This is a genomic window from Tangfeifania sp. (assembly GCF_055108615.1).
Genome location: NZ_JBSQIC010000023.1, coordinates 20,436 through 45,526 on the forward strand (window position 1 = coordinate 20,436; position 25,091 = coordinate 45,526).

Genomic DNA, 25,091 nt, shown 5'->3' on the forward strand with positions numbered 1-25,091 from the left:
TGAATAATGAAGATACTTGACAAATTACCATATTTCATTGTAGCTGCTTTTGCCTGGATTGCAATCGTTTCGTCGTGTGCCAACCAGGGCATGCCCACCGGCGGGCCGCGCGACACCATTCCCCCGGTGCTTGTGAGTACGCAGCCCGAATACAAAGCTTTAAACTTTAACGGAGAAGAAGTCCGGTTAACGTTTAATGAATTTATTATTCCGGATGCCATTTCAGAAAAACTCGTGGTTTCGCCCCCGCTTGAAAACCGCCCGTCAATTCTGACCAAATCAAAAACATTGATTATCCGGTTCAACGAAGAGCTAAAAGACAGTTCTACTTACTCCCTCGATTTTAAAAACTCGGTTGTTGACAATAATGAGGGAAACGAACTTAAAGGCCTGCGCTTTTCATTTAGTACTGGTGATGTGTATGACTCACTGCGGGTTGCCGGCAAAATAATTAACGGGTTTAATCTTGAACCGGAAGAAGAATCATTGGTGATGTTGCACAAAACCCTTCACGATTCAGCAGTTTATACACTTCGGCCCAACTATATTGCAAAAACCGATGAAGAGGGCAACTTTCTGATTTCGAACATTGCCCCCGGGAAATACCACCTTTTTTCAATAAACGATTTGAATAACGACTTGCGTTACAATGAAGGTGCTGAAAAAATTGCTTTTGCAGATACACTCATAGTTCCCGGTGCCGAATTTCATGCCGAAGCCGACACATTAATACAAGGACTTGACTCACTGCTCATTGAGGGGCACACCCATTTTTCACCCGATCCTGTTTTCATGCGTAATTTTACTGAAAACATATATGAGCAGTACGTAAAAAACGTTGAACGGGAATCAAAATATAAAAGCACCTTTGTTTTTAATGAAACGGTTATTGACACGTTCGGCATCAGGCCACTTAATGCAGAAACCAAAGACTGGTACATCCTGGAACCCAATGAAGAATTCGACTCGCTTACAGTTTGGATAGCAGACACAACACTGGCTGCCAACGATACTATTCCGCTTGAAATGTCCTATTATCAACTCGACTCATTGGAGCAGTTCTACCTGCAAACCGACACCATTGAATTGATTTTTACGGAGAAAAAAGAAGAATCAAAACGTGGCAGAAGAGGCAGAAATGAGGATGATGAAGAAGGCCCCGAGCCGGTTCCGCAGTTTAACTGGACAACCAACCTCAGTTCATCGAACTTTGAATTAAATAACGATATTGTGCTGACTGCCCCGCAGCCACTGGCAGGAATCGACACTTCGGCTATGCTGCTTTACTTGTCTCAAGACACGCTGCAAACACCTTTAAATTTTAAATTCGCTAAAGACACAACGGCCTGGAGAACTTACCGCATTGCCTTTAACTGGGAGCCGGAAACCAGTTACACCCTGGAAATTGACTCGGCCGCCTGTATAAATATTTACGGCATAACCAGCAAGGCACTTGAAAGCTCGTTTAAAACCAGGGCCGAAGACTACTATGGTTCCATCATCCTTGAACTGAAAAATGTACCTGGCGATGTTTTGGTTCAGTTGCTTGAAAACACCGACGAAGAAGAGGTTATCAGAGAAATTAAGGCAAACGACGACGGAACTGTTGTTTTCGATTTTCTTGCACCCGATAAATACAAAGTAAAAGTTATTTACGACCGAAACGGCAACGGGAAGTGGGACCCCGGAAGTTACCAGGATAAGTTTCAACCCGAACTGGTCAGTTATATCAATGAAGTAATTAAGGTTCGCTCAAACTGGGAATGGAAACATGTTTGGGATATGACACCCGATCCCACTTTCATTAAAAATATCAGGGACAAAGAACTGGAAGAGCAAAAACGAAAAGAAGCCGAGGAAAAAGCAAGGCGCGAATCAGAACAGGGCACAAATCAAAGGCAGCAGCAAAATAATATGTTTGGCCCGGGTGGTGGTATTTCACCGGGTTCGCTACAACCCTCCGGCAGGTAATTCCTGAAAATAATTCTGACAGAGACATATCGCGCCATCCTTTGCCTCTCCTTTGTTTTTTAAACGAAACAAAACCCTTTAATCATAATTATTTTATGTTACAAAAACTAAACGGCATAAAATAAACGTTAATATCAAAAATTGTGAATACCTTTATGATGTCCTGATTATTTGATTACTGAAAAAATTTGTGGTATTTTTAAGAATTCCTTTTAAAATTCGGTTGTGCTATGCAAAATACAAAACATCCGCTCATCTTTATTGTAAACGACAGCACGGTTTACAAAAACCTTATTCTTGGTTATTTAAATTCAAAAGGCTTTAACAATATTAAAACTTTCAGTAGTGGCGAAGAGTGCCTCAGGTCAATCCACCTGAAACCCGATATTGTTGTTTTGGATTATACTTTTGAAGGCATTTCAGGATTGGAACTCATGCGAAAAGTACATGCCGATCATCCGGAAATTGATTTTGTTTTCCTGAGCGGACAAAACGATGTGGAAGTAGCTGTAAACATCATGAAAAAAGGAGCTGCCGATTATATTGTAAAAAACGATCAGGCACCGCAACACCTTCTGCGTTCCATCGAATATTTAATTTCGGCAACAAAAAGCGAAAAAGTAAAAAGGGGTTTTCAAATTGGCGTAATCGGCTTCTTTATTATTATGTTCCTGCTCATCATGATTATTATTCTGATGACAATATTCCTTGAAGATTTCAACCTTTAAAAAATTCCAGACCCAAAAAAAATGAAATAAAAAAGCCGAAGAAGTTGCCCTCTCCGGCTTTAATATTACTGTTAATTCAATTCGTCATTATAAAAATGACAAACGTATTCTCTAATTTACTTTACTAAATCATAGGTGTACAGGTTATTGTTTGAGCTTAACACTACACGGTAGGTTCCTTTTTCCAGTTTGGAAAGATCGTACCCTGTTACAATGTTAAAATCATTACCCAGCTCGGTTTCATAAACCATTCTGCTATCATCAAAAAACTTCAGTTTCAGTTTTTCCTGATCAAAATTCAGGTAAGATAACTGAAGCACATTGTTAGTGTAGTTGAAATAAGGATCAAAATGCATTTTTGATTCTCCTACAACAATACCATTGTTCGAAACTTCGAAGTTGTTCGATACTTTGGTGTCGTTAACTTTCAGGTTAAAAACGTACTCTCCGGCTTCCAACCCTGCAAAATCGAAAACTTTACGGTAATCGGTTATTGCATTGTTGGTTTGTTTATAATAAACAATTGCACCGGTTTTGTCTTCAATACTCATTTCAAACACTGCCGGGTTTTCGTTTAAAATAGATACTACTGCCCTGTCGGCTGTAATAGGAGTTACACTCACTTTCGGTTTCTCTACGGCGGTGGTTATAGTGGCAACCGCTAATGCCATAACTGTAAATACTAATTTAATTGTTTTCATAACTTTCAATTTTAAGTTTAACATGAACTTCACTGCAAACATATATGTTTTTCGGCATTATGCTGTAAAACATACGTTAATAATACATCAAATAAATATGAAATTAACTTTTAATAATTGTTTCGTATCTAAATAAATCATTAACAAACTTATTTACAGCAAATTAAAAAAACGAAATACACTTATAACAAAAATCGTGCCTTAATTCTATTAACGTGTTAAATTAATTTTATTTAATTTCGTGTAAATTTTAAATATGGATGTACAAATACTGCAACTCCTTGACGGAGCAAGAGATGCAAGAGGCCTAACTGTAATTATTGATGTGTTTCGTGCTTTTTCCACAGCCTGCTATGCCTATGGGAAGGATGCTGCCAAAATAATCCCGGTAGGAAATATTGAAAAAGCCTATCAACTCAAAAAGGAAAATCCGGAATTTATTTTAATGGGAGAACGCGACGAAAAAAAACCAACCGGTTTCGATTTTGGAAATTCACCATCTCTTCTTTCCTCTGCCCGCCTCTCAGGCAAAACCATTGTGCATACCACAAGTTCGGGAACGCAGGGCATTGAAGCTGCCCTCCGTGCTGATGAAATTATAACCGGAAGTTTTGTCAATGCTGCTGCCATCGTACAATACATACGAAGCCAAAACCCCGAAACAGTTTCGCTGGTTTGCATGGGTTATGCCTGCGAATATCCGACCGATGAAGATACTTTGTGTGCCGAATACATTAAAAATGAACTGCAGGGGCTTGACAATGATTTTGCCCGCATGAAAGAAATTATCCGCCGGGGTCCGGGAAAACGTTTTTTTGAACCGGGCCACCAGGAATGGGCACCCAGCAACGATTTTGAACTTTGCCTGCAAAGAAATATTTTTGGCTTTATACTGAAAGTTGAAAACGACGGTTCCATTAATTATCTGCAAAAAGTAAAAGTTACCGAATAAACAAATACAATTACACGATAATGAAAAAATACGATTTTGATGAAATAATTCCTCGCGAAGGGACCAACTGCATAAAATACGACGGCCGTGAATGGATATTTAAAACCAACGATGTACTGCCGCTCTGGGTGGCCGACATGGATTTCCGCACACCCAATTTTATTGTTGAAGCCATAAAAAAACGTGCCGAACACGAAATATTCGGTTACACGTTTAAACCCGAATCCTATTTCAAATCCATAATTGGCTGGATGCAGCGCCGGCACAACTGGGAGGTTCAAAAAGAATGGATTTCGTTCAGCCCGGGTGTGGTGGCCGGACTGACACTTGCCGTTGAAACTTTTTCGAATCCCGGCGATGAAGTAGTGGTACAGCCGCCTGTTTATTTCCCGTTTTTTGATTGCGTGAAAGGAACCAGGCGAAAACTGGTTGAAAATCCGCTCAAACTTGAAAACGGGAGATACACTTTTGATTTTGAAGATTTAAAATCGAAAATCACCGGCAACACTAAACTGCTGCTGCTCTGCAACCCGCAAAACCCGGGCGGGATGGTCTGGACAAAAGAAGAACTGCAGGAACTTTCATCGATTTGCCTGAAAAACAACATCATGGTCATTTCAGATGAAATCCATTCTGATTTGGTTTTTGAAGGGCATAAGCATATTCCATTCGCTTCCATCTCAGAAGAAGCCGCCAGTAACTCGGTTGTTTTCATGGCTCCCAGCAAAACATTCAATGTGGCCGGGCTTTCATCCTCGGTAGCAATTATACCCAACAAAACAAATTTTGCCCGTTACGAGCGGGCACTGGGTGTCGGACATCTGGGAATGGGAAATATTTTCGGGACGGTGGCACTCGAGGCAGCTTATTTCCATGGAGATGGATGGTTGGCCCAAATGCTTGACTACATCTGGGACAATTACCTTTTCCTTGAAAAATTCATGAGCGAAAAACTGCCAAAAGTGAAGGTGATGAAACCGGAAGCTACCTATCTAATCTGGCTCAATTTCAGGGAGTACGGCATGAATGACGATGAATTGTTCAAGTTCACGATTAACGAGGCAAAAGTAGGTTTAAACAACGGGGCAAAATTCGGGACCGGCGGAGAAGGATGGCTGCGTATTAATATCGGCTGCCCGCGAAACACTTTGGAGGAAGCTTTGGAACGCCTGGGAAAAGCATTTGCAAATCTTTAAGCTCAGAAATATTCATTTTGGCGGAACCCACCCGATGGCTTTTTCTATTGACTCACGGGCAGGAACGCGTGGAACCCCGGGGAACCGTTCTTCCCGCAAAGAACGGTTCCGTTGCTGCCGTTGAGCTGGTGACTTTCCATCACCTGCTCAATGCCCTCACATTTGGACAAATAATTTTGCAAGAAATCCCGATGGAACCGTTCTTTTCAAAGAGAACGGTTCCGTTGCCGCCGCTCTGTGAAAATCGTTCAGAAATAATTATTTCCCCTAAACCAATCAATGGCTTTTTTTGCTGATTCGCGTGCCGAAACTAACGGAAGATCCAGTTCTTTCATGGCTTTTTCAGGCGTGTAAAAATTGTTTTCACACAACATGCGGGCATTCACTTTTGAGAGGCGAACCGGCAATTTCAACACCTTTTCGGAAAAATCGCCGAGGTAGCCCATCGCCATTAAAACGAAACGCGGAATGGGCACCAACACCGGGTTTTGCCCGGCAATTTCAGCAGTCATTTTGAAAAAATATTTATAGGTCATATTTTCACCTGCCAGCAAATAGCACTCCCCTGTCCTCCCCTTTTCCATGGCATTTACAACGCCGGTGGCAGCCGATTCAGCATCCACAAAATTTTTACCCCCGGGCGGATAAAATGCAATTTTTTTATTCAGAATGTGTGAAAAAATCTGACCGCTGCCTGGCTTTACATCATTGGCTCCTATAATAAATGTAGGATTCACAACAACCGCATCGAGATTTTTGTTTTTTGCTGCTTCCAACACTTTTTGCTGGGCAAGGTATTTACTGTACGCATATCCCGATTTTTTCATCCACTGATTAAAAGGACGTTGCTCGCTGCCCGGGTTTTCAATGGTCCCGTTGCCAAAACAATTCGCAGTACTAACATAAACCAGCCGTTTTACAGGTTGATTCCGGCACACTTCAATACAATGGGCGGTGCTTGTAATATTTGGCAGCCTGTAGGACTCCAGCCCGGATGGCTTTTGTGCTGTGCGCGCTGCAACGTGAAAAATAAAACTACAACCCTCTGCAGCTCCAGCAACATCACCTATTTCAGTAACCTGTCCGAAATAAAACTCAATACCGAGCCCTTTTAAAGCCTTTAAATTACTTTGTTTGCGCACCATTGCCCGCACTGAGTATTTCCTGCTTAACAATTCCCTTACAACATGCGCCCCCAGCAATCCGTTTGCTCCTGTTACAAGTACTTTTTCCATATCATTTCGTTAAACTGCCTCGTTGTTTCTGAAAATTGTTTTGTAGTTCAATATCCTTGCTGATTGAAGAACGCATCATTTTCATCCGCATCCATAAAGGTGTTATTTTAAGCAGCACCCAGCTTATTTTATTAATAAAACCGGGGATGATAGTTCGTTTCCGTTTCAGCAAAGATTTAATACAAATTTGAGCCACTTTTTCAACCGAGAGGGTGGTTGAACGGATTAACCGGTTGTAATTTTCAATACTGTGCGTAACTTCGGCATTAGTTCTCATTCCCCCCGGATGGGCTACACTTACCGATATTCCGGTTCCTTTCAGCTCAGCATCCAATCCCCGCGAAAATGAATAGACAAAAGCTTTTGAAGCCGGATAAACTGTTTTGAAAGGCATTGGACTAAAGGAAGCCATGCTGGCAATATTCAGTATGTATGCGTTTTTTTGCCGTTTCAGGTTGGGAAGCATCAACCTTGTTAATAAAACAAGTGCATTCATGTTCAGCAGAACAATTTGCTCAATATATTCAGTCGTGGCATCCAAAAATGATTTTGCCCCGCCAAGGCCGGCGTTATTAATAAGAATTTTAACCTCATATTTTTCTGAAATGGATGCAGCGAGTTTTTTCAACTCTTCGGGTTTTGTAAGATCGGCTTCAAAGGTATTCACTTCCACACCATATTTTTGTGAAAATTCATCACCAAGTTCACTGATTTCTTCATTGGGGAGTGCAGTAAGCAGAAGATTCATGCCCCTTTTGGCGCATTCTTTTGCCAGTTCTTTTCCCAAACCGCAACTAGCTCCGGTTATCAGCACGTATTGTCTTCCACTTTTATCATCCATAAAAATTATTATAGTGTTATGAAATAAATGAGCAAATTTTTTCCTCTAAAACGTTTATTATTCGATGAATGTTACCCGGAACCACTTAAAACAACTTACAATCCTGAATAGAACTATTTTTTCTTATAAGCACCTTCATCCATCGTTAATATGATAAAAGCAGCACAGGGTACACCACACAAATTAGTTTTGTGTATATTAGTATAAGCGAACTAATCATTAAAATTGCGGATAATCCAGTTCACGGCAGTATCCACATCCTGATCTCTCATACACCTGAAATGTTTTCGGGGACATTTTTTGTACCCGAGCTTGGAACAAGGCCTGCATTTCAGGTTTTTAATTTCCATAATTTTTGATGCCTGGTGAGGCAGGTAAGGCACCATGCCAAATTCAGGAATTGTATTGCCCCAGAAAGAAAGAATTTTTTTACCAAAGGCTGCAGCAATGTGCATGAGCCCGGTATCGTTGGTTAAAACCAACTTCGCATCCCGGACCAGGCTGGCAGATCGGTTCAGGCTTATTTTGCCGGTCAGGTTGAGAACGTGCCCCTGTGATTCACCCTCAATTTTTTCGCCTGTTTCCATTTCTCCTTTTCCCCCAAGCAGAACTATCGGAAAGTTTGTGTGGTTGCAAATCTCAGTAATTTTATCGTCCGGAAGTTTTTTGGTGGCATACGTTCCGGCAATTACAAAAGCCACGTAACCATCTTCTAATGCCTGCGGCAATTGAGATTTATCAAAAACCTCATTTTCAGGAATAAAAAAATCGAGCCCTTTCCCGTCATTTTTCACATCGAAAACCGAGAGGATTTCAAGATAGCGATCGACAATATGCTTTTGGGGCAGCCTGTTAATTTTAAACTGAACCAGCAGGAATTTTTGAAAGTTCAGTTTATTAAATGAAAACGCAGGAATTTTCAGCCGGCTTTTTATGCGGTTGCTCCTAAAATTCTGATGAAGATCGACAACGTAATCAAACTGCTCTTTTTCCAGCTCATTAATCAGTTCGTTAATATTGCCTGAAAAAGTGTGCACTTTGTGAATATAGGGATTGGCAGTAACAAGAGCAGCATGTTTTTTTTTGGTTACAAAATGGATTTCGGCTCCCTCAACCTGTTGTTTAAGGCAACGAACAACCGGCGATGTTAAAACAATATCACCAATTGAACTAAACCGTATGACCAGGTATTTTATTTTCATGCGCTTAAATAAAAACCCCGGGGAAACCTATCACCGGGGCTATGCGTAAAAGTTACTGTAATTTAAACCGATTCAAGCAACACAATAATTTTATTTCTTTTATTCTCCACTACCCCACCTTCTACTTCAAATTTATGCTTTTTATTATCCTTGTCAATTACCCTGATGGTTCCTTTTGCAAGGGTAGAAATGATGGGAGCGTGGTTATTTAAAATTTCGAACAAGCCGTTGCTTCCCGGGAGCCTGATACGTTTAGCTTCTCCTTCAAATATTTTTTTATCGGGTGTAATTATTTCGAGAAACATAGGAAAAATATTATATGTTATTTATCGGCCAGCAATTTTTCTCCCTTTTCAATGGCTTCTTCAATGGTACCAACCAGGTTAAAGGCAGCTTCCGGATATTTATCCACTTCGCCGTTCAAAATCATATTGAACCCTTTGATGGTATCTTCAATTGAAACCAGCTTTCCTTCGAGGCCGGTGAACTGCGATGCCACAAAAAACGGTTGTGATAAAAACCGCTGTGCACGGCGCGCCCTGTGAACTACCAGTTTGTCTTCTTCCGAGAGTTCTTCCATTCCCAAAATTGCAATAATATCCTGGAGTTCGTTGTATCGCTGTAACAACTGGATGACATTTTGCGCACAATTGTAGTGCTCGTCGCCAACAATTTCAGGCGTAAGAATCCGTGAAGAAGAATCGAGCGGATCAACCGCCGGGTATATTCCAAGCTCCACAATTTTCCGGCTCAGAACCGTTGTGGCATCCAGGTGTGAAAAAGTTGTTGCGGGAGCGGGGTCGGTAAGGTCATCAGCAGGCACGTAAACGGCCTGTACAGAAGTGATGGAGCCATCTTTGGTAGAAGTAATCCGTTCCTGCATCAAACCCATTTCGGTAGCCAGCGTGGGTTGGTACCCGACTGCCGACGGCATTCTGCCAAGGAGTGCCGACACTTCGGAACCCGCCTGGGTAAAACGAAAAACGTTGTCGATAAAAAACAGAATATCGCGGCCCCCGCTTTGCGAAGTTCCGGCATCGCGCAAACTTTCGGCAATGGAAAGACCCGAAAGTGCTACCCTGGCACGTGCACCGGGTGGTTCGTTCATTTGACCGAAGACCATTGCAAGTTTCGATTTTTTCAGCTTTTCCTTATCCACTTTCGACAAATCCCAGCTGCCTTCCTCCATCGACTTTTTAAACTCTTCTCCGTAATCAACAATGTTGGCTTCAATCATTTCGCGCAGCAGGTCGTTTCCTTCGCGGGTACGTTCGCCAACCCCGGCAAAAACCGAAAGTCCGCTGTGGGCAAGCGCAATATTATTTATCAATTCCTGAATTAAAACGGTTTTTCCAACCCCGGCACCTCCGAAAAGCCCAATTTTTCCTCCTTTTGCGTAAGGCTCAATCAGGTCGATTACTTTAATCCCTGTGTGAAGAATTTCAGACTCTGTCAGGAGATCTTCATATTTTGGCGGTTCGTTGTGGATGGTTTGCCCGTCTTTAGTGAGCGATTCCATTCCATCGATAGAGTTGCCCACAACATTTAAAAGCCTGCCAAGAGCTGCTTCTCCCTTAGGCATAATAATTGGCTTCCCTGTGGAAACGACTTCCATTCCGCGGGTTAACCCATCAGTAGAATCCATTGCAATGCACCGGATTGTATTTTCTCCAATGTGTTGCTGGCATTCAATAATCAGGTTGTCTTTCCCTTCGCGGGTAATTTCCAGTGCATCATAAATAGATGGAAGATCATGGCCTTCCTTTTCAAAACTCACATCGACTACCGGCCCAATGACCTGGATAATTTTTCCTTTGACTTGATCCATTTATTTTCAGTATTTTTTTAAAGCGGCTCAAAAGATACCGTTTTTTTTTAGTTGAGCAAAGTTAATATTGTTTTGAATTAATTGTAAACTAATTAACCTGAATTATTTAATGATTTCGCCCCAGCATATTGTTGCTTAATTCTTTCAGTGGTTGCTTCCTTTTTCCTTCAACTGGCATGGCATCGAGTATTTTGGAGGCTAATGTGAAATAGGAGTCAATTTTTCGTTCAGTAAGATCTTTTATTTTTAACTGGTTAAAAATGTCTGACACAGTCTCAATTTTTTCGTTGGGATCAAATTTTTTGGGTGCCATCCATTTTTCAAGCTTTTCGCGCTGATCATCCGATGCGTTTTCCAAAGCTTTTATCAGCAAATATGTTTTTTTGTTGGCCAAAATATCCCCGCCAATTTTCTTCCCAAATGTGTTCGGGTTTCCAAATGTGTCGAGCAAATCGTCTTGTAACTGAAATGCCAGGCCAAGGTTAATTCCGAAATCGTAAATGGAGGAGGTGATTTCATTTCCGGCACCGGCAAGTATAGCTCCTGCTTTCAGGCTGCTTGCAATCAACACTGCGGTTTTCAGCCTGATCATTTCAATATATTCCTTTTCTGAAACATCCCTGCGGACTTCAAAATCCATATCGTACTGCTGCCCTTCACATACCTCGAGGGCAGTATTTGTAAATAAATGAACCAAATCAAAAAGCCGGGTTGAATGGCACTTCAGCAAATAGCGGTAGGATAAAAAAGCCATTGCATCGCCCGAGAGGATAGCATTGTTCTCACTAAATTGCATGTGCACGGTTGGGTTGTTGCGGCGCACTTCGGCATTGTCCATAATGTCGTCGTGCAAAAGGGTGAAATTATGAAAAATTTCAACGGCAACAGCTGCTGGCAGCGCATCGTTAATATCATCAGTAAACATGTTATTTGCCATAAGCAACAACACCGGGCGCAGCCTTTTCCCCCCCATGTTGAGTGAATATTTCACCGGCTCGTATAACCCGCCTGGTTTTTGCCCTGTCAGTTCATTGCTTTGCGCAACAAGCTCATTATGAATTAGTTCCTGCAACTTCTCGGTTGAAAACATCGTATTAATGCTATTTGTTATTATCGGTAATTTTTAATTCTTCCATTTCAATATCTTCATCTTCATCGTAAATATTAAGCATCGGCTTTTTAAACGATTCAGTTGTGGTAAGCCTTTCGAGCCCAGTGAGCAGCGAAGGAAGAAGAATTAAGTTTGATGTAACAGCAACCAGCAATGTTAACGAAACCAGAACTCCCATAGCTACCGTACCTCCAAAGCCCGACAACGCAAATATACCAAATCCGAAAAACAAAACCACCGATGTGTAAAGCATACTCACCCCGGTTTCTTTTAAAGCCATTACAACCGACCGGCGGATGTCCCAGTTCGTTATCATAAGTTCCTGCCGGTATTTTGCCAGAAAGTGGATGGTGTTATCTACCGAAATACCAAAAGCAATGCTAAATACAAGGATGGTTGAAGCTTTGATTGGAATGCCGGTGAATCCCATAATGGCTGCCGTAAAAATAAGTGGTATTACATTGGGCGTTAACGACATAAGCACCATTCGCCACGATGAAAACATGATGGCCATAAAAAATGAAATCAGCAAAATTGCCAGACCTAAACTTATAAACAGGTTTTTCAACAAATACTGGGTTCCCTTAAAAGATGTAATACTGGAGCCGGTTACAGTTACATCATAATCATCAGATGAAAACACGGAGTCGATATCGGCATTAAAATCTGCATACAATTCCTCCATCCTTTTAGTTCCTACATCCTTCATCCTAATGCTAATCCGTGTTACCTGCTCCGCACTGTCGATAAATGAATGAAGTAATCCTGAATCCTCTTCTCCAATATCGGCATATTGTAAAATAAAATTCTTTTCGCGGTTATTCGGTAAACTGTAATAGTTTTCATTGCCATTGTAAAAAGCCTGTTTCGAAAACTTAAGCAGGTTCAGCAACGAAAGCGGCGGTGAGAGTTCAGGATATTGAGCCAGCCGCTGCTCAAGCTGGTCAATTTTGCGGAAAGTGGAAAGCTGCATCACCCCACCGGGCTTTTTTGTATCAATCATAATTTCAAGCGGCATGAGCCCGTCGAAATTGGATTCAAAAAATTTCAAATCTTTGTAAATAGGATCACTCTTCGGAATATCATCCACCATGTAGCCAGAACTTTTCATCAGTGTAATTCCGTAAACTCCAATTGCCAGCACAGCAACTGCAACTGCATAAACTGCTTTTCGGTTATACTCGGTTATGTGCACCAGTTTTCTGATAATCCCTTTTACAAACCTGTTATTAAGATGATTCACATGCTTTGAAGAGGGTGGGCCGATAAAACTGAAGATAATGGGAATCAGCAACAACGAAAGCAAAAACAGCCCCATAATATTAAGCGAGGCCACAATTCCAAATTCTTTCAGAATATCGCTTTTTACAATTACAAACGTAGCAAAACCGGAGGCAGTGGTAAGATTGGTTAAAAAAGTAGCATTGCCAATTTTAATGATTACACGCTGCAATGCTTTTATTTTATTGCCGTGGCTTACATATTCATGATGAAATTTATTGAGCATGTAGATACTGTTGGGAATCCCGATTACAATAAGCAACGGAGGTATCATCCCGGAAAGCAGCGTAATTTTGTAGCCAAACAGCGAAAGCATTCCCAACGCCCAAACCACCCCGGTAACAACAATAAGCACCGGAACAAAAACGGCTTTGAACGAGCGGAAGAAGAGAAACAGGACAACAATACAGATAGCAAGAGCCAGAACACTGAAAAGATAAAGCTCATTTCTGATTTTAATGGCATTTACAACCCGGATATACGGCAACCCTGAATATCGTAATTTAACATCCTGCTTTTCCTCAAAATTCCGACAAACAGCCTGGATGGATTTGACCATCTGCTCACGCTCCCTGGTCATCATTTTGTCTTTATTCACAGTAATGGCAAGCAGGTAGGTATTGGTTTCGGCATTATAAACTGTTTTCCGGTAAAAAGGCAAGCTTTTAAATTCAGCGGCAAGGCTATCCAGTTGCGCCTGGGATGAAATGGTATCCGGAAAAATCTGCTTAATTTCAAAAGTCCGTTTTTCAGTGTTTTTCTCCAGGTCATACGTGTTAGTCACCGTGAGCAAATCTTCAACACCTTCCACTTCCGAAAGATTTTCGCCCAGTTTTTTCCATTCCTGAAAATGTTGCAATTTGAAAAAGTCAGGATCCTGAATGCCAATAATTATGAGGTTTCCCTCTTCTCCAAATTTTTCCACAAATTGCTGGTAATCTTTATAAGCAGGATCTTTTGACGGGAGCAGCGAGGCATATTCATAAGACATCTCCACCTTTTGGGCATGATAGCCTAAAAAACCAGTAATAACCAATAAAATGCCAAGTAAAAGTATTTTATTTCTGAGGATAATGCCCGAAACCTTCAGCCACATAAATTTGATATAAAAAAACGCCGCGAAAATAAGAGAAATATTTGGATTATAAAAAGGAATGGGGCTTCTGTAAACATAAGGTGATCAACGTTTTTTCCCTTCGGTATCGAGCATTGGAACAAAACGCACGGGTAAAATACTTTTTTGCTTCAATCTGCCACGTTTTTTTGAGAGAAGAACAAGCTGCTGAACTGCATTCCCTCCAACGGGAATAACCATTCTTCCGCCTTTGGCAAGTTGATTTTTCAACGGTTCAGGAACTGCTGTCGGGGCGCAGGTAACAATAATGGCATCAAACGGTGCATGTTCAGGCCAGCCTTTGTACCCATCGCCAATTTTAGTATAAATATTTTTGTAGCCCAGTTCATCAAATAAACTTTTCGCTTTATTTCCCAGTTTTTCAAAAATTTCGATGGTATAAACAGAATCGACAATTTCGGCTAAAATGGCCGCCTGGTAACCCGAACCGGTCCCGATTTCAAGCACTTTGTCATCTTTTTCAAGATTTAGCGCTTCTGTCATGTAAGCTACAATGTAGGGTTGCGAAATGGTTTGGCCTTCGTCGATTGGCAGCGGAGAGTCCTGATATGCCATTGAAATATAGCGCGGCAATACAAACTTGTGGCGTTCCACTTTCCGGAAGGCATCCAAAACTTGTTCATCATCAATTCCACGGGCCTCCAGCTGGTTCCTGACCATTTGCTCGCGCAATCCGCTGAAATTTCCCTCCTGCGGCACGCAATATGAAACCGAACAAAACAAGAGGATTAATGTTAGTGAAAACCTTAAATGACTGACTATCTTCCGAAAAACTTTCATATCTGAACCTTTCTTTTTTTAAATTCAACGGAACATAATAGGAAAGGTTACTGAATGAACCGGGCAATTAATTTTTCAGAATAATTTTGCGCAAAGCAACTATTTTGCCTTTTTCATTTAGCGCACGAAGCAAATAAATACCCGGAGTTAGAGAACTTAAATCAATCTGATTTGAAAACGGAAGTGAGAGAACGACAGACCCCAAAATGTTTGTTATTGTCAGTTCTTTGATATTTTGTGAAGCGCGGATGTTAAATAATCCATTCCCCGGATTGGGAAAAACGATGAATGAATTTTCAGCATCTTTTATTTCAGAAGCATTGGTTGAAACTGCCGTAAATTTAAACCAGTTAATGTTGAATCCTGATGTAACTGCTTTTAGTTGAATGGTGTAAACACCGGCCGGGAGCGTGACAGTATTCGAAACGGTTTCCCAGCTTTGCCAGCCCGAAGTGTTATTCAGTGTTTGAGCGAGAATCTCTTCACCGTCTACAATTAAACTTATTACTGAAGTTTGGTTTGATGCAATCCGGAAGTCAATGGCATAAATTCCGCTGTCGGGCACTTCAATTTTATACTCCAGCCAGTCGCCTGCATCGATGTAACCCACATTGGCAAACCCGGTTTCATCGGCTGTTTTTTCTATCCGTATGCCATTCATTCGGTTGTATTCTTCGGCTTCGATGGTGGCCGGAATTTGTACCACGCGGGTTTCGTCATGCACCGGCATTTTTTTGTAGGTTTCACCCAGCACTGTCAGCTCACCGTTTGAGGCAAGAAGTTCGATGTGCGGGTAGTTATTGATTCCGTTCCATCTTCCGATAAACCATGAATAGCGGAAGACATCGGGATCCGATTCCAGAAAGTCCACAGCACCAATCATATAGTTCAATTGCTGTTCCAGGCTGAAATTCTGGTTGTCTTCCCAGGCATTGAACTCCGTAAGCCAGATGGGTTTGTCGTATTTTTTAAATTCACCGATGTACCATTGAAGCGCTTCTACGGTATTCATGTAGCCGTGTACAGCAATATAATCGACCCTACACCCTTCGCAGGCTTCAAAAAAATCATCCAGGTACTCAAAGGGGTCGTAATAAGTGGTTCCGTTTTCGGTAACACAATTGCCGCAAAAATTAACTGCCGGGCCCACAATTTCGAGATCAAATTCATTGGCAATCGCTTCCAGTCGGGGCCAAGCAGCAGCAGCTTCAGTTGGAGTCATATTTGCCTGCTCCAAAAAATTGGGCTCGTTAAATGCAAGAATGTATTTTGTTTCAGGATGTTCGGCAAGAAATGCCCGAAGCTGTGCCTCGTTGTAATTTCCGTTCCATGTCATCGGGACAAATTCAAAACCGTAATCCTGAAAAACACCAGCAACAGAACTTTCAGGTGTTACTGCCCAGTTGTACCACCAGGTAACGTCGGGTGAGAGCGCTTCCATATCCTCCGGAGAGTGATTTCCGTAGGCAATACCGCGTTTCCCGGTTTGTGCAACGGCAGAAACAGAAATAATTGTTCCCAGAATAATAATCAACAACCGGATAACATTCATTTTAATTCGATTTAAAAATGGAAGAAAATATTAATTCCTCATTGGAGTTATCGCTTTTTTCCCTTCCACGGGGACTGGATTTTTTTTATAAACCCTGACGTAATCAATTTCCATGGTTGCTTCCTTCAGGTTCGGGTCAATTCCCTGTGCGCCACCCCAGTTTCCGCCAATGGCAATGTTCATTATCAGGTGAAAACGTTTATCGAACGGCCATTCCTTGTAAGTTTTGTTGGGATTTTCAATCCGGTAATATTCATCCCCGTCCACATACCAAATAATTTCATCCTCGGTCCAGTCGATGGCGTACACATGAAATTGGGTGGAAACATTTTCCACTTCCACCGATTTTCCCAGTTGTGTTCCAATGGAATGGTTGAATGCTTCGGTATGAATTGTTCCGTGAACAGTACCAAAATCGTAGCCCACGTGTTCCATGATATCGATTTCGCCGCTCGCGGGCCATCCGCCGTATTCCCAGTCGGTGGGCAACATCCAGATGGCTGGCCAGGTTCCAACGCCTTCGGGCAGTTTGGCTTTTACTTCAATGCGGCCGTAAAGCCAGTCGCCCTTTCCTTTGGTAACCAACCTTTCAGAAGTCCAACTCCCGTTTGATTTTACGGCTTTGATGGTGAGTTTTCCATCCTGCACAAAAGAGTTTGTCCTTGTATTGGTATAATATTGAAGTTCATTGTTCCCCCAGCCGTGGCCGCCAATATCGTAGCCCCATTTTTCACTGTCGGGTGCGCCGGTATATTCAAAATCATCGGACCAAACCAGGTAAGAACAGGTATCCTGGGCCCCCGCAGGGAATCTGATTAAAACAAGAATGATGATCAAAAAACTAATTTTATTCATGTCAATTTTTATTTCCTGGTTACTCAAAGGCAAATTCACCTTTTAATCCATCCACAGAATTGGGCCCAATCCATACATTGAAATCGCCCGGTTCAGTCACAAACTCTTCGCCATTAAAAAATTCCAAATCGGCGGGGGCAATTTCAAACTGAACGTTTTTGGTTTCGCCCGGCGTTAACCGGATTTTTTTGAATCCTTTCAGCTCTTTTACCGGTCGTGTAATGCTTCCCACCCTGTCGCGAATATACAATTGCACGATTTCGTCGGTTTCAAAATTACCAATATTTTGTATGTTGGCCGCAACAGAAATGGTACTGTTTGAATTTAAAACCTTATTTGAAAGATTTAAATTGGAATACTGAAATTTGGTGTACGACAAACCAAATCCGAACGGAAACAAAGGCTCAATGCCGTAATCCAAATGCATGGATTTAAATCCAAGCGATAATTGTTTGGAATTTCTCGGAATATCGTCAATATGAATTACATCTGATTTTGATGCCGGCCTGCCGGTGTTTTTGTGGTAATAATAAAGTGGAATTTGACCTGCTCCTTTTACAAACGTAACCGGAAGTTTACCTGTTGGAGAATAATCGCCAAAAACCAGGTCGGCAATGGCAGGCCCGGCCATTGTTCCCGGGTGCCAGGCGTACAAAACGGCATCGGCCATTTCCAATTCCTGCTGAATAGCCAGTGGTCTGCCAGCCATAACAATAAGGATCAGCGGTTTTCCGGTCTTCTTTAACTCCCGGATTAACTCCGTTTGAATGCCGGGCAAATCAATGATTCCCCTGGAGTTGGCTTCACCGGAAAGAATCGCTTCTTCGCCTGCAAAAAAGAGGATAGCTTCTGAACTTTTTGCGGCAGCCAGCGCGGCCGCAAAACCTTTTTGGGATTTGTCGCGGCTGTATTCCAGTCCGGCAGCATAATGCAATTTGTTCCCCAATAAATTCTGAAAGGTAGTTTTTGGTGTTTCAGAATCTTCTTCGTTCCCGTCGAACACCCAGGTTCCCATTTGGTCGTGCGGGGCATCAGCCAGCGGGCCGATAACTGCCAGCGAACGGATTTCTTTCGAAAGCGGCAGTATGTGGTTGCTGTTTTTCAGCAAAACCATGCTGTTGCGTGCCAGTTCGCGTGCATGTGCCAGGTGCGAACCTGCTAAAATGGTATCGCTGCTCAATGCAGTATTTTCAACAGGTTTATCAAAAAGGCCCAGTTTAAATTTTACACGTAAAATATTTGCCACCCGCTCATTTATCAGCTCTTCACTGATTTTCCCTTCTTCAACCAGTTTTTTCAGGTTTTCAATATAAGCCGTGGTTGCCATTTCCATATCGACACCGGCCTTTACCGCAATTTCAGCGGCGTGTTTTTTGTCGGTAGCGTAGCCATGAGAAATCATTTCTTCAATGGAAGCCCAGTCACTAACCACCATTCCCTTGTAATTCCACTCATCGCGCAAAATGGTTTTCAGCGTAAATTCATTGCCAGAAGTGGGCACCCCGTTTAAATCGTTGAAGGCCGACATAAAAGTCAGCGCCCCGGCGTTTTGGGCAGCTTTGAATGGTTTTAAATGAACATTCCGCAAAAGTGGTTCCGGAATGTAGGTGGTGTTGTAATCCCTTCCGGCCTCCGACATGCCGTACCCCACAAAATGTTTGGCGCAAGCGGCAACTGCCGACGGACTGTTTAAATCTCCCTGTATTCCTTCCACCATTGCTTTGGCAAACTGAGAAGTAAGAAACGGATCTTCGCCGGTAGTTTCTGCAATCCTGCCCCAGCGCGGATCCCAGGTGATATCAATCATGGGGGCAAAAGTCCAGTTAATACCCATGGAAGCCGCTTCAACCGCAGAAATGCGCATGGCTTGCTTAACCAGGGTGGTATCCCATGAAGAAGCCATTCCCAGCGGAATGGGGAAAATGGTGCGGTAACCGTGAATGACATCGCGCCCAAAAAGCAACGGAATGCCAAGCCGGCTTTCTTCTTTGGCAATGCGCTGTATTTCGGCCACCTTTTCAGCGCCCTGAATGTTTAAAAACGAACCAACCCGTCCCTCCCTGACAGCTTTTTTCAGTTCTTCTTCACTGGAATAAAAACCATCGGATGCCTGAAACATCTGGCCAATTTTTTCATCGAGGGTCATTTCACCCAGAAATTTAATGATTTCCTGTTCATCAGAATTCTGACCCGTTTTTGTGTCTGCGCAACCAGCTGCCAGGAGAAAAATAAAGAATACCGCTATGAATAAATTCTGCATTTATCTTAATTTCAGTATTTTAATTAATGAGCGATTTGGTAAAAAAACAAAGGGGGCTCAAAAAGCTGATTTAGTTGTCATCAGAATTTCGCCGAAAATAATCCGGTGCTATTCTCAACAGCGCAATTTTAACGCTGATTTTATCCCACTAAATAACTGCCGGTAAACGGCAACTTTTTGAACACCCTTTTTTGAACTAAACTAAACTATGAACAGTGAATGGTTTTCTGCATTATTCAGGATAAACCATTCACCATTTTTTTTCTCCAAATACTATTCTACTGGTCTGAAAACCCAGGTCCAGCCTGTACCTCCAGCGTTATTTGGTGTAAAAAGTACCATTTCGTCTTCAGTAAGTGAAACGATCTGGTACACGCCATCAGGATTACGATAATCATCAGTTCCTCCCAAAAGGCGGGCTCCGCTAATAGTGAGTGTCTGATTTTCAACATCCAGAACAAATGATCCGGTTTCACCTTCTGCATCCGGGCCAGAATAGCGTGTATAATTTGCAGCTCCATCGAGGTCGAATGCGATTTTTCCGTCAACATCTTCCGGAGGGCAGCAGGTTCCACCTGCATTCCACCAAACTGCCCATGGATTGTCCGGGGCGGACATGAACCACCATATGCCATCGTCGCCACCATCGCCTGCAAATTCCCATTCTTTACCTTCGGAAGTGTTTTCCGAAACCAGGTCGTACCAGTCCTGCTCGAGTGGTGTGTCCAGTACATCGACCTGTACATCAATGGTTTTCTCAAAAAATTCTGCTCCCAGGGTTCCCACAAAAGTGAAGGTTGATGTCCCTGGGATAGGGTAAACAATTTCTACTCTGTTTGTAAGGGCTTGACCCAGGTTGTAGTCCCAGTAACCTGTTACTCCGGGTGTGTTCATGCTCAATTCAATGAGGTTACCATTGTTTTCGTTCTGGGTTGCAACCAGTTCAACACTTTCAACAGTTGTGCTGTTCTCCAGGTGTTTTTCGTCTACGATTGAATCGCACGATACCATCAGCATCATCAATCCAATAAAAAGACCGTATATTATATTATTTCTTTTCATATCGTTTCAATATTAAAATTAAATCTTATTACCATCCAGGATTTTGTTCGTAAACCCCATTTGACAATCTCATTTCAGTTTCAGGAATTGGAACCCGGCCTTTGGTTTCCGGTCTGTAAGTAACACTATACTTTGCTTCAGAACCTGAATTCCGTACGTCAATAGTATAATCAAATGCGTTATTTACATCTCCCCAGCGAACCAGGTCGAACCAACGTAACCCTTCAAAAGCGAATTCATGCAATCTTTCCTGTTTAAGCGCTTCTAACGAATAAGCAACAGGCTCTAAGCCGGCCCTTTCTCTAACTTGATTCATTCCATCTGCTGTACCGCTGATTTCCGAGTGCATCAACAATACATCGGCATATCGCATCAGAATAAAATCCTGTGCGTGCATCAACTGCATATCGGTATTACCCCAATTGTACAATTGTATAAACAATCCTTTTACGGTACCAGCCTCGTCGGCATACTGTAAAGCAGTGTATTTTTTGTTAAAGAGTCCGGTTTCGTGATCACCTTTATCTCCCACATATTCATCGGTGCCTTGAGCGGCCTCGCCAACCTGGAGAATTGAACCCAATTTCCTTGGATCTTCGTCATTCCACTGAGTGAATAACTTTGGATTTATCGTACACCAACCCCATCCTTCTCCGAAAGGTACCAATGAGTTACCACGAAGAGCATTGAATAAAGAAATTCGATTGGTGTAAATGTTCCCATTTGTCCAACCCCAATCTCCGAAAGAGAAACGTTGAGCAAACATGGTTTCATAGTTTCCGGTTCCAAAGGTAGGAGAGTGGCCATCCTGACCAACCCATGCCAAACCTTCTTCCTCGGCCCAGGGCAGAACTGTTCTGCCGGCAGCTGTATTCAAATAAGAATAGGGCCACAGGTTTCTGAAATCACTTGCCAATTCATATCCACTGTTATTCATAATGTCTTCCAGTTGTGCCAGAACATCTGAAGATGACATGGAACCACCCTCTACCAACGGCAATTCACTGGTTGACTGACCTTCCATGTTGGTCATATAACCGGTGTAATACAAGTAAACTCTTGCCAGATAGGCTTGTGCAACCCATTTGTTGGCATGCCCATATCGCGCTTCTGGGATGTCAGGGAAAGCGGTTGCCGGCATGGTTTCGATTGCGAGTTTCAAATCGGAAGCAATTTGTGCAAAGGTTTCAGTAAAAGTAGATCGGGGTGCATCCCTCGGATCGTCAAGTGCAACAATCATTGGTACACCTCCAAAAAATTTCCCTAATCTGAAATAGTAGTAAGCCCTCATAAACAGTGCTTCACCAATTGCCTGATCTTTAAAGGCCTGAGCTTCTTCAGGACTGCTAAAAAAACTGGTGAAATCAGCTTCAGCTGTATTTTCGATAATCCCTGTTGCTCTTACTATTCCGTTATAGGATTGTACCCATAAATCGCGATAAGTATCTTCGGCAGGGTCTTCAAAATTATCCACCCATTTAGCCGACTTATCATCGGGGCCACCGCCTCCCAGCATCATATCTGACATTAAATTAGCAGCAATGGCCTCGTTACTGTGCACATTCGGAGTATAAATTGCATTATACACACCAGCCATGGCTTCCTCTATGTCTTGCGGCCTACTATAAAAAGTCTCCAGACTTTTTCCATACAAATTATCTGTATCCAGTAAATCCTGGCTACAGCCTGATGCAAGAACCAATCCTGCAAAAAATGTAATATATATTAGTTTTTTCATCATTTTATATTTTAAATATTAAAAGGTAAGACTTAATCCAGCCATCACTGTTCTTGGAAGCGGATATAACCCAAGGTCAATTCCTGATGCCCAACTGGCATCATGTCCAAAACGTACTTCCGGATCCATGCCGTCATATTTCGTAAACGTATATAAGTTGTTAACGGCAGCATATACTTTGAGGTTTGAGATGGCTCTGAAGCCTGAAAGCATATTGCTGAAATCATAACCAACCGTAAAATTGCTTACTCTTACATAATCTGCATCGTGCATGTAAATATCAGAAATGTATTGCTGGTTTCTATTTGATCCGTATGTCAGGCGTGGCATTTTGGTAGAAGTACCTTCACCGTGCCATCTGTTAAAAACATCTGAAGTATAGTTTTGTGTAAACTGGTCAGCAAACGACCTGTATGATTGCATAACCTGCATACCAAATTTTCCGGTAAGGGTTGTATTTAAATAAACACCCTTATACTCAAGATTTATTTGAGCACCCAATTCGAAATCGGGATTTGGATTACCCAGCATCACTTTATCATTTACGTCTATAGTTCCGTCTCTATTTGTGTCAACAAAACGAACATCGCCCGGGCGCTGGTCATTAAAATACGGATTTCCATCGGCATTTACATAAGCATCTACCTCATCCTGGTTTTGCAATATGCCATCAGTTTTATATCCCCAGAAGAAACCGATTGGTTTGCCAACCTCAACTCTTGAAACTTCAGAGGTACCTTGCGATAAAACATGCGAAGGACCGTGAATGATTCCATCGGTATTTGCAATTCTGGTAACTTCGTTTTTATTATGGGCTCCGCTTAGGGTAACACCATAACTGAAATCGCTCACTCTGTCGTTCCAGTTCAACATTACTTCAAAACCAGTGTTTTCAATATCACCGCCGTTGATATATGGAGCACCTGCGCCAGAAGTTCCCAGAACAGGAGCTTCAAGCAGCCAGTCTTTGGTAGTTTTTTGATACCAGTCTAAAGTAACTCCCAATCGTGAATCCAGCATTCGTGCATCCAACCCGATGTTTAGCTGTTCCGATGTTTCCCATGTAACATCCGGATTAGGTACTCTTTCTGGGTAGGCAGTTGTACCTGATACCGGTTTTGTATCGCCAAAGAAGTAACCCGGAAATACGTAGGCGATTTGCGATGAGTAAATAAAATTAGGGATGGATTGGTTACCATTCTGTCCCCAACTGGCTCTCAATTTTGCGAAATCAACAATATCTGTTACACTACCCATAAAATCTTCACTGGTAATTACCCAACCGGCAGAAACCGAAGGGAAATAACCCCATCTGTGCCCTTCTGCGAAGTTGGAAGAACCATCTGCGCGCATAGTTACTGCAAGCAGGTATTTTTCCAGGTAGTTGTATTGTGCCCTGGCAATGTACGACATTAAACCACCGCCACCGGCGGCCCAATCGGCACCCCAGGTGTTGATATCGCTGATGGATTCAGGGCTTTTCGTATTGTTAATATAAGCGTAGCGTGGATCACCCGGGAACAACAAATTTGTTCGTGAGCCACCTACTTCTGTGTTGATCTGATTCTGAAGTAACTCGTAACCAACAAGGGCGTTAATACTGTGGTCGTTAAGCCGATAGTCGTACGAGAGTGTGGTTGACCAGGTCCAGTTGTTACCAAAATACTGGCTTTGCTGTGCTCCATCTGTATCGTCCCTGTAAAGCGAACCTAATGTATAGGTAGGATTCATGGATCTGCTGTGTCCAAACCAGGCATCGATACCGTAGGATGAACGCAATTTTAAATCCTTAATTGGTTCCAATTCTGCAAAGAAGTTACCAACAATCTGATTTCCTTTTCCATAGTTGTAATTAGTTGCATAATACATTGATGCAATCGGATTTGTTCCCTGATTGATGCCGTCCATTGTTGGTGTAAATCCAAACTTATTTACATTATTTTCAATGGCTGGTTGCCAGTAAGCAGGCATTAGTGGATGTTAAACTAATGCATTGTGCAAGTCATTCCAATAAATATTCCCTGTTCTTGCACTTCTGTTTTCGGTGTTTGTATAAGTAATGTTTTCACCTACGGTAAGGATATTGTGCTCCGGGTTCTTTTTTAACACCATTTGCGTATTCATTCGTGCTGTTAGCCTTTTATAACCTGCATCAATTATATCACCCCCAATAATACTTTTTTGATCTAAGTAAGAAACACCCAACGAATAGGTTATATCTTTACTTCCGCCAGTGATATTAACAGAATGGCTTTGAACCGGAGCATTATCCTGAGTCATCTCATTAATCCAGTTGGTGCCTTCCCAACCATTTTGCAACTTGTTCCAAACTTCTTCTCCCAATTGAGTACCTAATTCACCAGGAAAATTATTATTTAACCAATAGTTGTTCTTGATTTTTGTTTCCCAGTTAAATGGTTCAAGGCCATCATTCACTCTACCTTCATCCATTATGTACATATATTCCTGGGCGTTTAACGGATCCAGGTTTTTGTATATATTTTGAGCTCCGAAGTAGGCATCGTAGGTAATTTGAGGCGGACTATCCTGGCTACCCTTAACAGTAGTAACAAGAACTACACCATTGGCTGCCCTCGAACCATAAATTGAAGCTGCCGCTGCGTCTTTTAACACAGTCACAGATTCAATATCGTTAGGATTCA

19 protein-coding genes and 1 pseudogene are annotated in these 25,091 nt (G+C 42.1%); 4 read left to right on the top strand and 16 right to left on the bottom strand.

What is annotated here, in order from left to right; genetic code table 11:
• Nucleotides 1–6 precede the first annotated feature (6 nt).
• Entirely contained in the window at nt 7–1,971 is a 1,965-nt protein-coding gene (locus tag ACTCNA_RS07285) for an Ig-like domain-containing protein (RefSeq protein ID WP_462947243.1), read from the top strand.
• Nucleotides 1,972–2,201: 230 nt separating this feature from the next.
• A complete protein-coding gene (locus ACTCNA_RS07290; protein ID WP_462947244.1) occupies nt 2,202–2,699 on the top strand; it encodes a response regulator in 498 nt (165 codons plus the stop codon).
• Nucleotides 2,700–2,815: 116 nt separating this feature from the next.
• Here ACTCNA_RS07290 and ACTCNA_RS07295 read toward each other — a convergent pair whose 3' ends face one another.
• Nucleotides 2,816–3,400, bottom strand: coding sequence for a hypothetical protein (locus tag ACTCNA_RS07295; protein ID WP_462947245.1), 585 nt, complete (start codon nt 3,398–3,400; stop codon nt 2,816–2,818).
• Nucleotides 3,401–3,656: 256 nt separating this feature from the next.
• Here ACTCNA_RS07295 and ACTCNA_RS07300 point away from each other — a divergent pair, with 256 nt between their 5' ends.
• Both ACTCNA_RS07300 and ACTCNA_RS07305 read left to right on the top strand, forming a co-directional pair.
• Entirely contained in the window at nt 3,657–4,352 is a 696-nt protein-coding gene (locus ACTCNA_RS07300; protein WP_462947246.1) for a 2-phosphosulfolactate phosphatase, read from the top strand.
• 20 nt (nt 4,353–4,372) lie between these two features.
• Nucleotides 4,373–5,548, top strand: a complete 1,176-nt coding sequence (locus tag ACTCNA_RS07305) for a MalY/PatB family protein (protein ID WP_462947247.1) — start codon at nt 4,373–4,375, stop codon at nt 5,546–5,548.
• Between the two features lie 248 nt (nt 5,549–5,796).
• On the opposite strand, the gene ACTCNA_RS07310 is transcribed toward ACTCNA_RS07305, so the two are convergent.
• The 15 genes and pseudogenes from ACTCNA_RS07310 to ACTCNA_RS07380 all read right to left on the bottom strand — a co-directional run.
• The gene (locus ACTCNA_RS07310; protein ID WP_462947248.1) at nt 5,797–6,783 is read right to left on the bottom strand and encodes an NAD-dependent epimerase/dehydratase family protein; all 987 of its coding nucleotides are present in this window, start codon (nt 6,781–6,783) and stop codon (nt 5,797–5,799) included.
• Nucleotide 6,784: 1 nt separating this feature from the next.
• Nucleotides 6,785–7,624 (bottom strand): SDR family NAD(P)-dependent oxidoreductase, encoded by an 840-nt coding sequence (locus ACTCNA_RS07315; RefSeq protein WP_462947249.1) that lies wholly within the window; start codon nt 7,622–7,624, stop codon nt 6,785–6,787.
• 212 nt (nt 7,625–7,836) lie between these two features.
• Complete coding sequence (locus tag ACTCNA_RS07320) at nt 7,837–8,826, bottom strand: glycosyltransferase family 9 protein (protein ID WP_462947250.1); 990 nt, start codon at nt 8,824–8,826, stop codon at nt 7,837–7,839.
• A 62-nt stretch (nt 8,827–8,888) separates the two neighbouring features.
• The gene (gene atpC / locus ACTCNA_RS07325; protein WP_462947251.1) at nt 8,889–9,131 is read right to left on the bottom strand and encodes an ATP synthase F1 subunit epsilon; all 243 of its coding nucleotides are present in this window, start codon (nt 9,129–9,131) and stop codon (nt 8,889–8,891) included.
• A gap of 17 nt (nt 9,132–9,148) precedes the next feature.
• The gene (gene atpD, locus ACTCNA_RS07330; RefSeq protein ID WP_462947252.1) at nt 9,149–10,654 is read right to left on the bottom strand and encodes a F0F1 ATP synthase subunit beta; all 1,506 of its coding nucleotides are present in this window, start codon (nt 10,652–10,654) and stop codon (nt 9,149–9,151) included.
• Between the two features lie 106 nt (nt 10,655–10,760).
• Nucleotides 10,761–11,744, bottom strand: coding sequence for a polyprenyl synthetase family protein (locus ACTCNA_RS07335; protein WP_462947253.1), 984 nt, complete (start codon nt 11,742–11,744; stop codon nt 10,761–10,763).
• A gap of 10 nt (nt 11,745–11,754) precedes the next feature.
• Nucleotides 11,755–14,142: an efflux RND transporter permease subunit gene (locus ACTCNA_RS07340; RefSeq protein ID WP_462947254.1), complete on the bottom strand. Its 2,388-nt coding sequence runs from the start codon at nt 14,140–14,142 to the stop codon at nt 11,755–11,757.
• An 84-nt stretch (nt 14,143–14,226) separates the two neighbouring features.
• Nucleotides 14,227–14,961 carry a protein-L-isoaspartate(D-aspartate) O-methyltransferase gene (locus ACTCNA_RS07345; RefSeq protein WP_462947255.1) on the bottom strand — a complete coding sequence of 245 codons (735 nt, stop codon included), beginning with the start codon at nt 14,959–14,961 and terminating at the stop codon, nt 14,227–14,229.
• Nucleotides 14,962–15,028: 67 nt separating this feature from the next.
• A complete protein-coding gene (locus ACTCNA_RS07350) occupies nt 15,029–16,513 on the bottom strand; it encodes a glycosyl hydrolase (protein ID WP_462947256.1) in 1,485 nt (494 codons plus the stop codon).
• A 30-nt stretch (nt 16,514–16,543) separates the two neighbouring features.
• Nucleotides 16,544–17,368 (bottom strand): glycoside hydrolase family 16 protein, encoded by an 825-nt coding sequence (locus ACTCNA_RS07355; protein ID WP_462947257.1) that lies wholly within the window; start codon nt 17,366–17,368, stop codon nt 16,544–16,546.
• A gap of 19 nt (nt 17,369–17,387) precedes the next feature.
• Nucleotides 17,388–19,628: a glycoside hydrolase family 3 N-terminal domain-containing protein gene (locus ACTCNA_RS07360; RefSeq protein ID WP_462947258.1), complete on the bottom strand. Its 2,241-nt coding sequence runs from the start codon at nt 19,626–19,628 to the stop codon at nt 17,388–17,390.
• A 273-nt stretch (nt 19,629–19,901) separates the two neighbouring features.
• Entirely contained in the window at nt 19,902–20,690 is a 789-nt protein-coding gene (locus ACTCNA_RS07365; protein WP_462947259.1) for a hypothetical protein, read from the bottom strand.
• A 28-nt stretch (nt 20,691–20,718) separates the two neighbouring features.
• Complete coding sequence (locus tag ACTCNA_RS07370; protein WP_462947260.1) at nt 20,719–22,428, bottom strand: RagB/SusD family nutrient uptake outer membrane protein; 1,710 nt, start codon at nt 22,426–22,428, stop codon at nt 20,719–20,721.
• An 18-nt stretch (nt 22,429–22,446) separates the two neighbouring features.
• Nucleotides 22,447–24,399, bottom strand: a complete 1,953-nt coding sequence (locus tag ACTCNA_RS07375; protein ID WP_462947261.1) for a SusC/RagA family TonB-linked outer membrane protein — start codon at nt 24,397–24,399, stop codon at nt 22,447–22,449.
• 9 nt (nt 24,400–24,408) lie between these two features.
• A pseudogene (locus tag ACTCNA_RS07380) lies at nt 24,409–25,091 on the bottom strand (SusC/RagA family TonB-linked outer membrane protein); the annotation flags it as partial.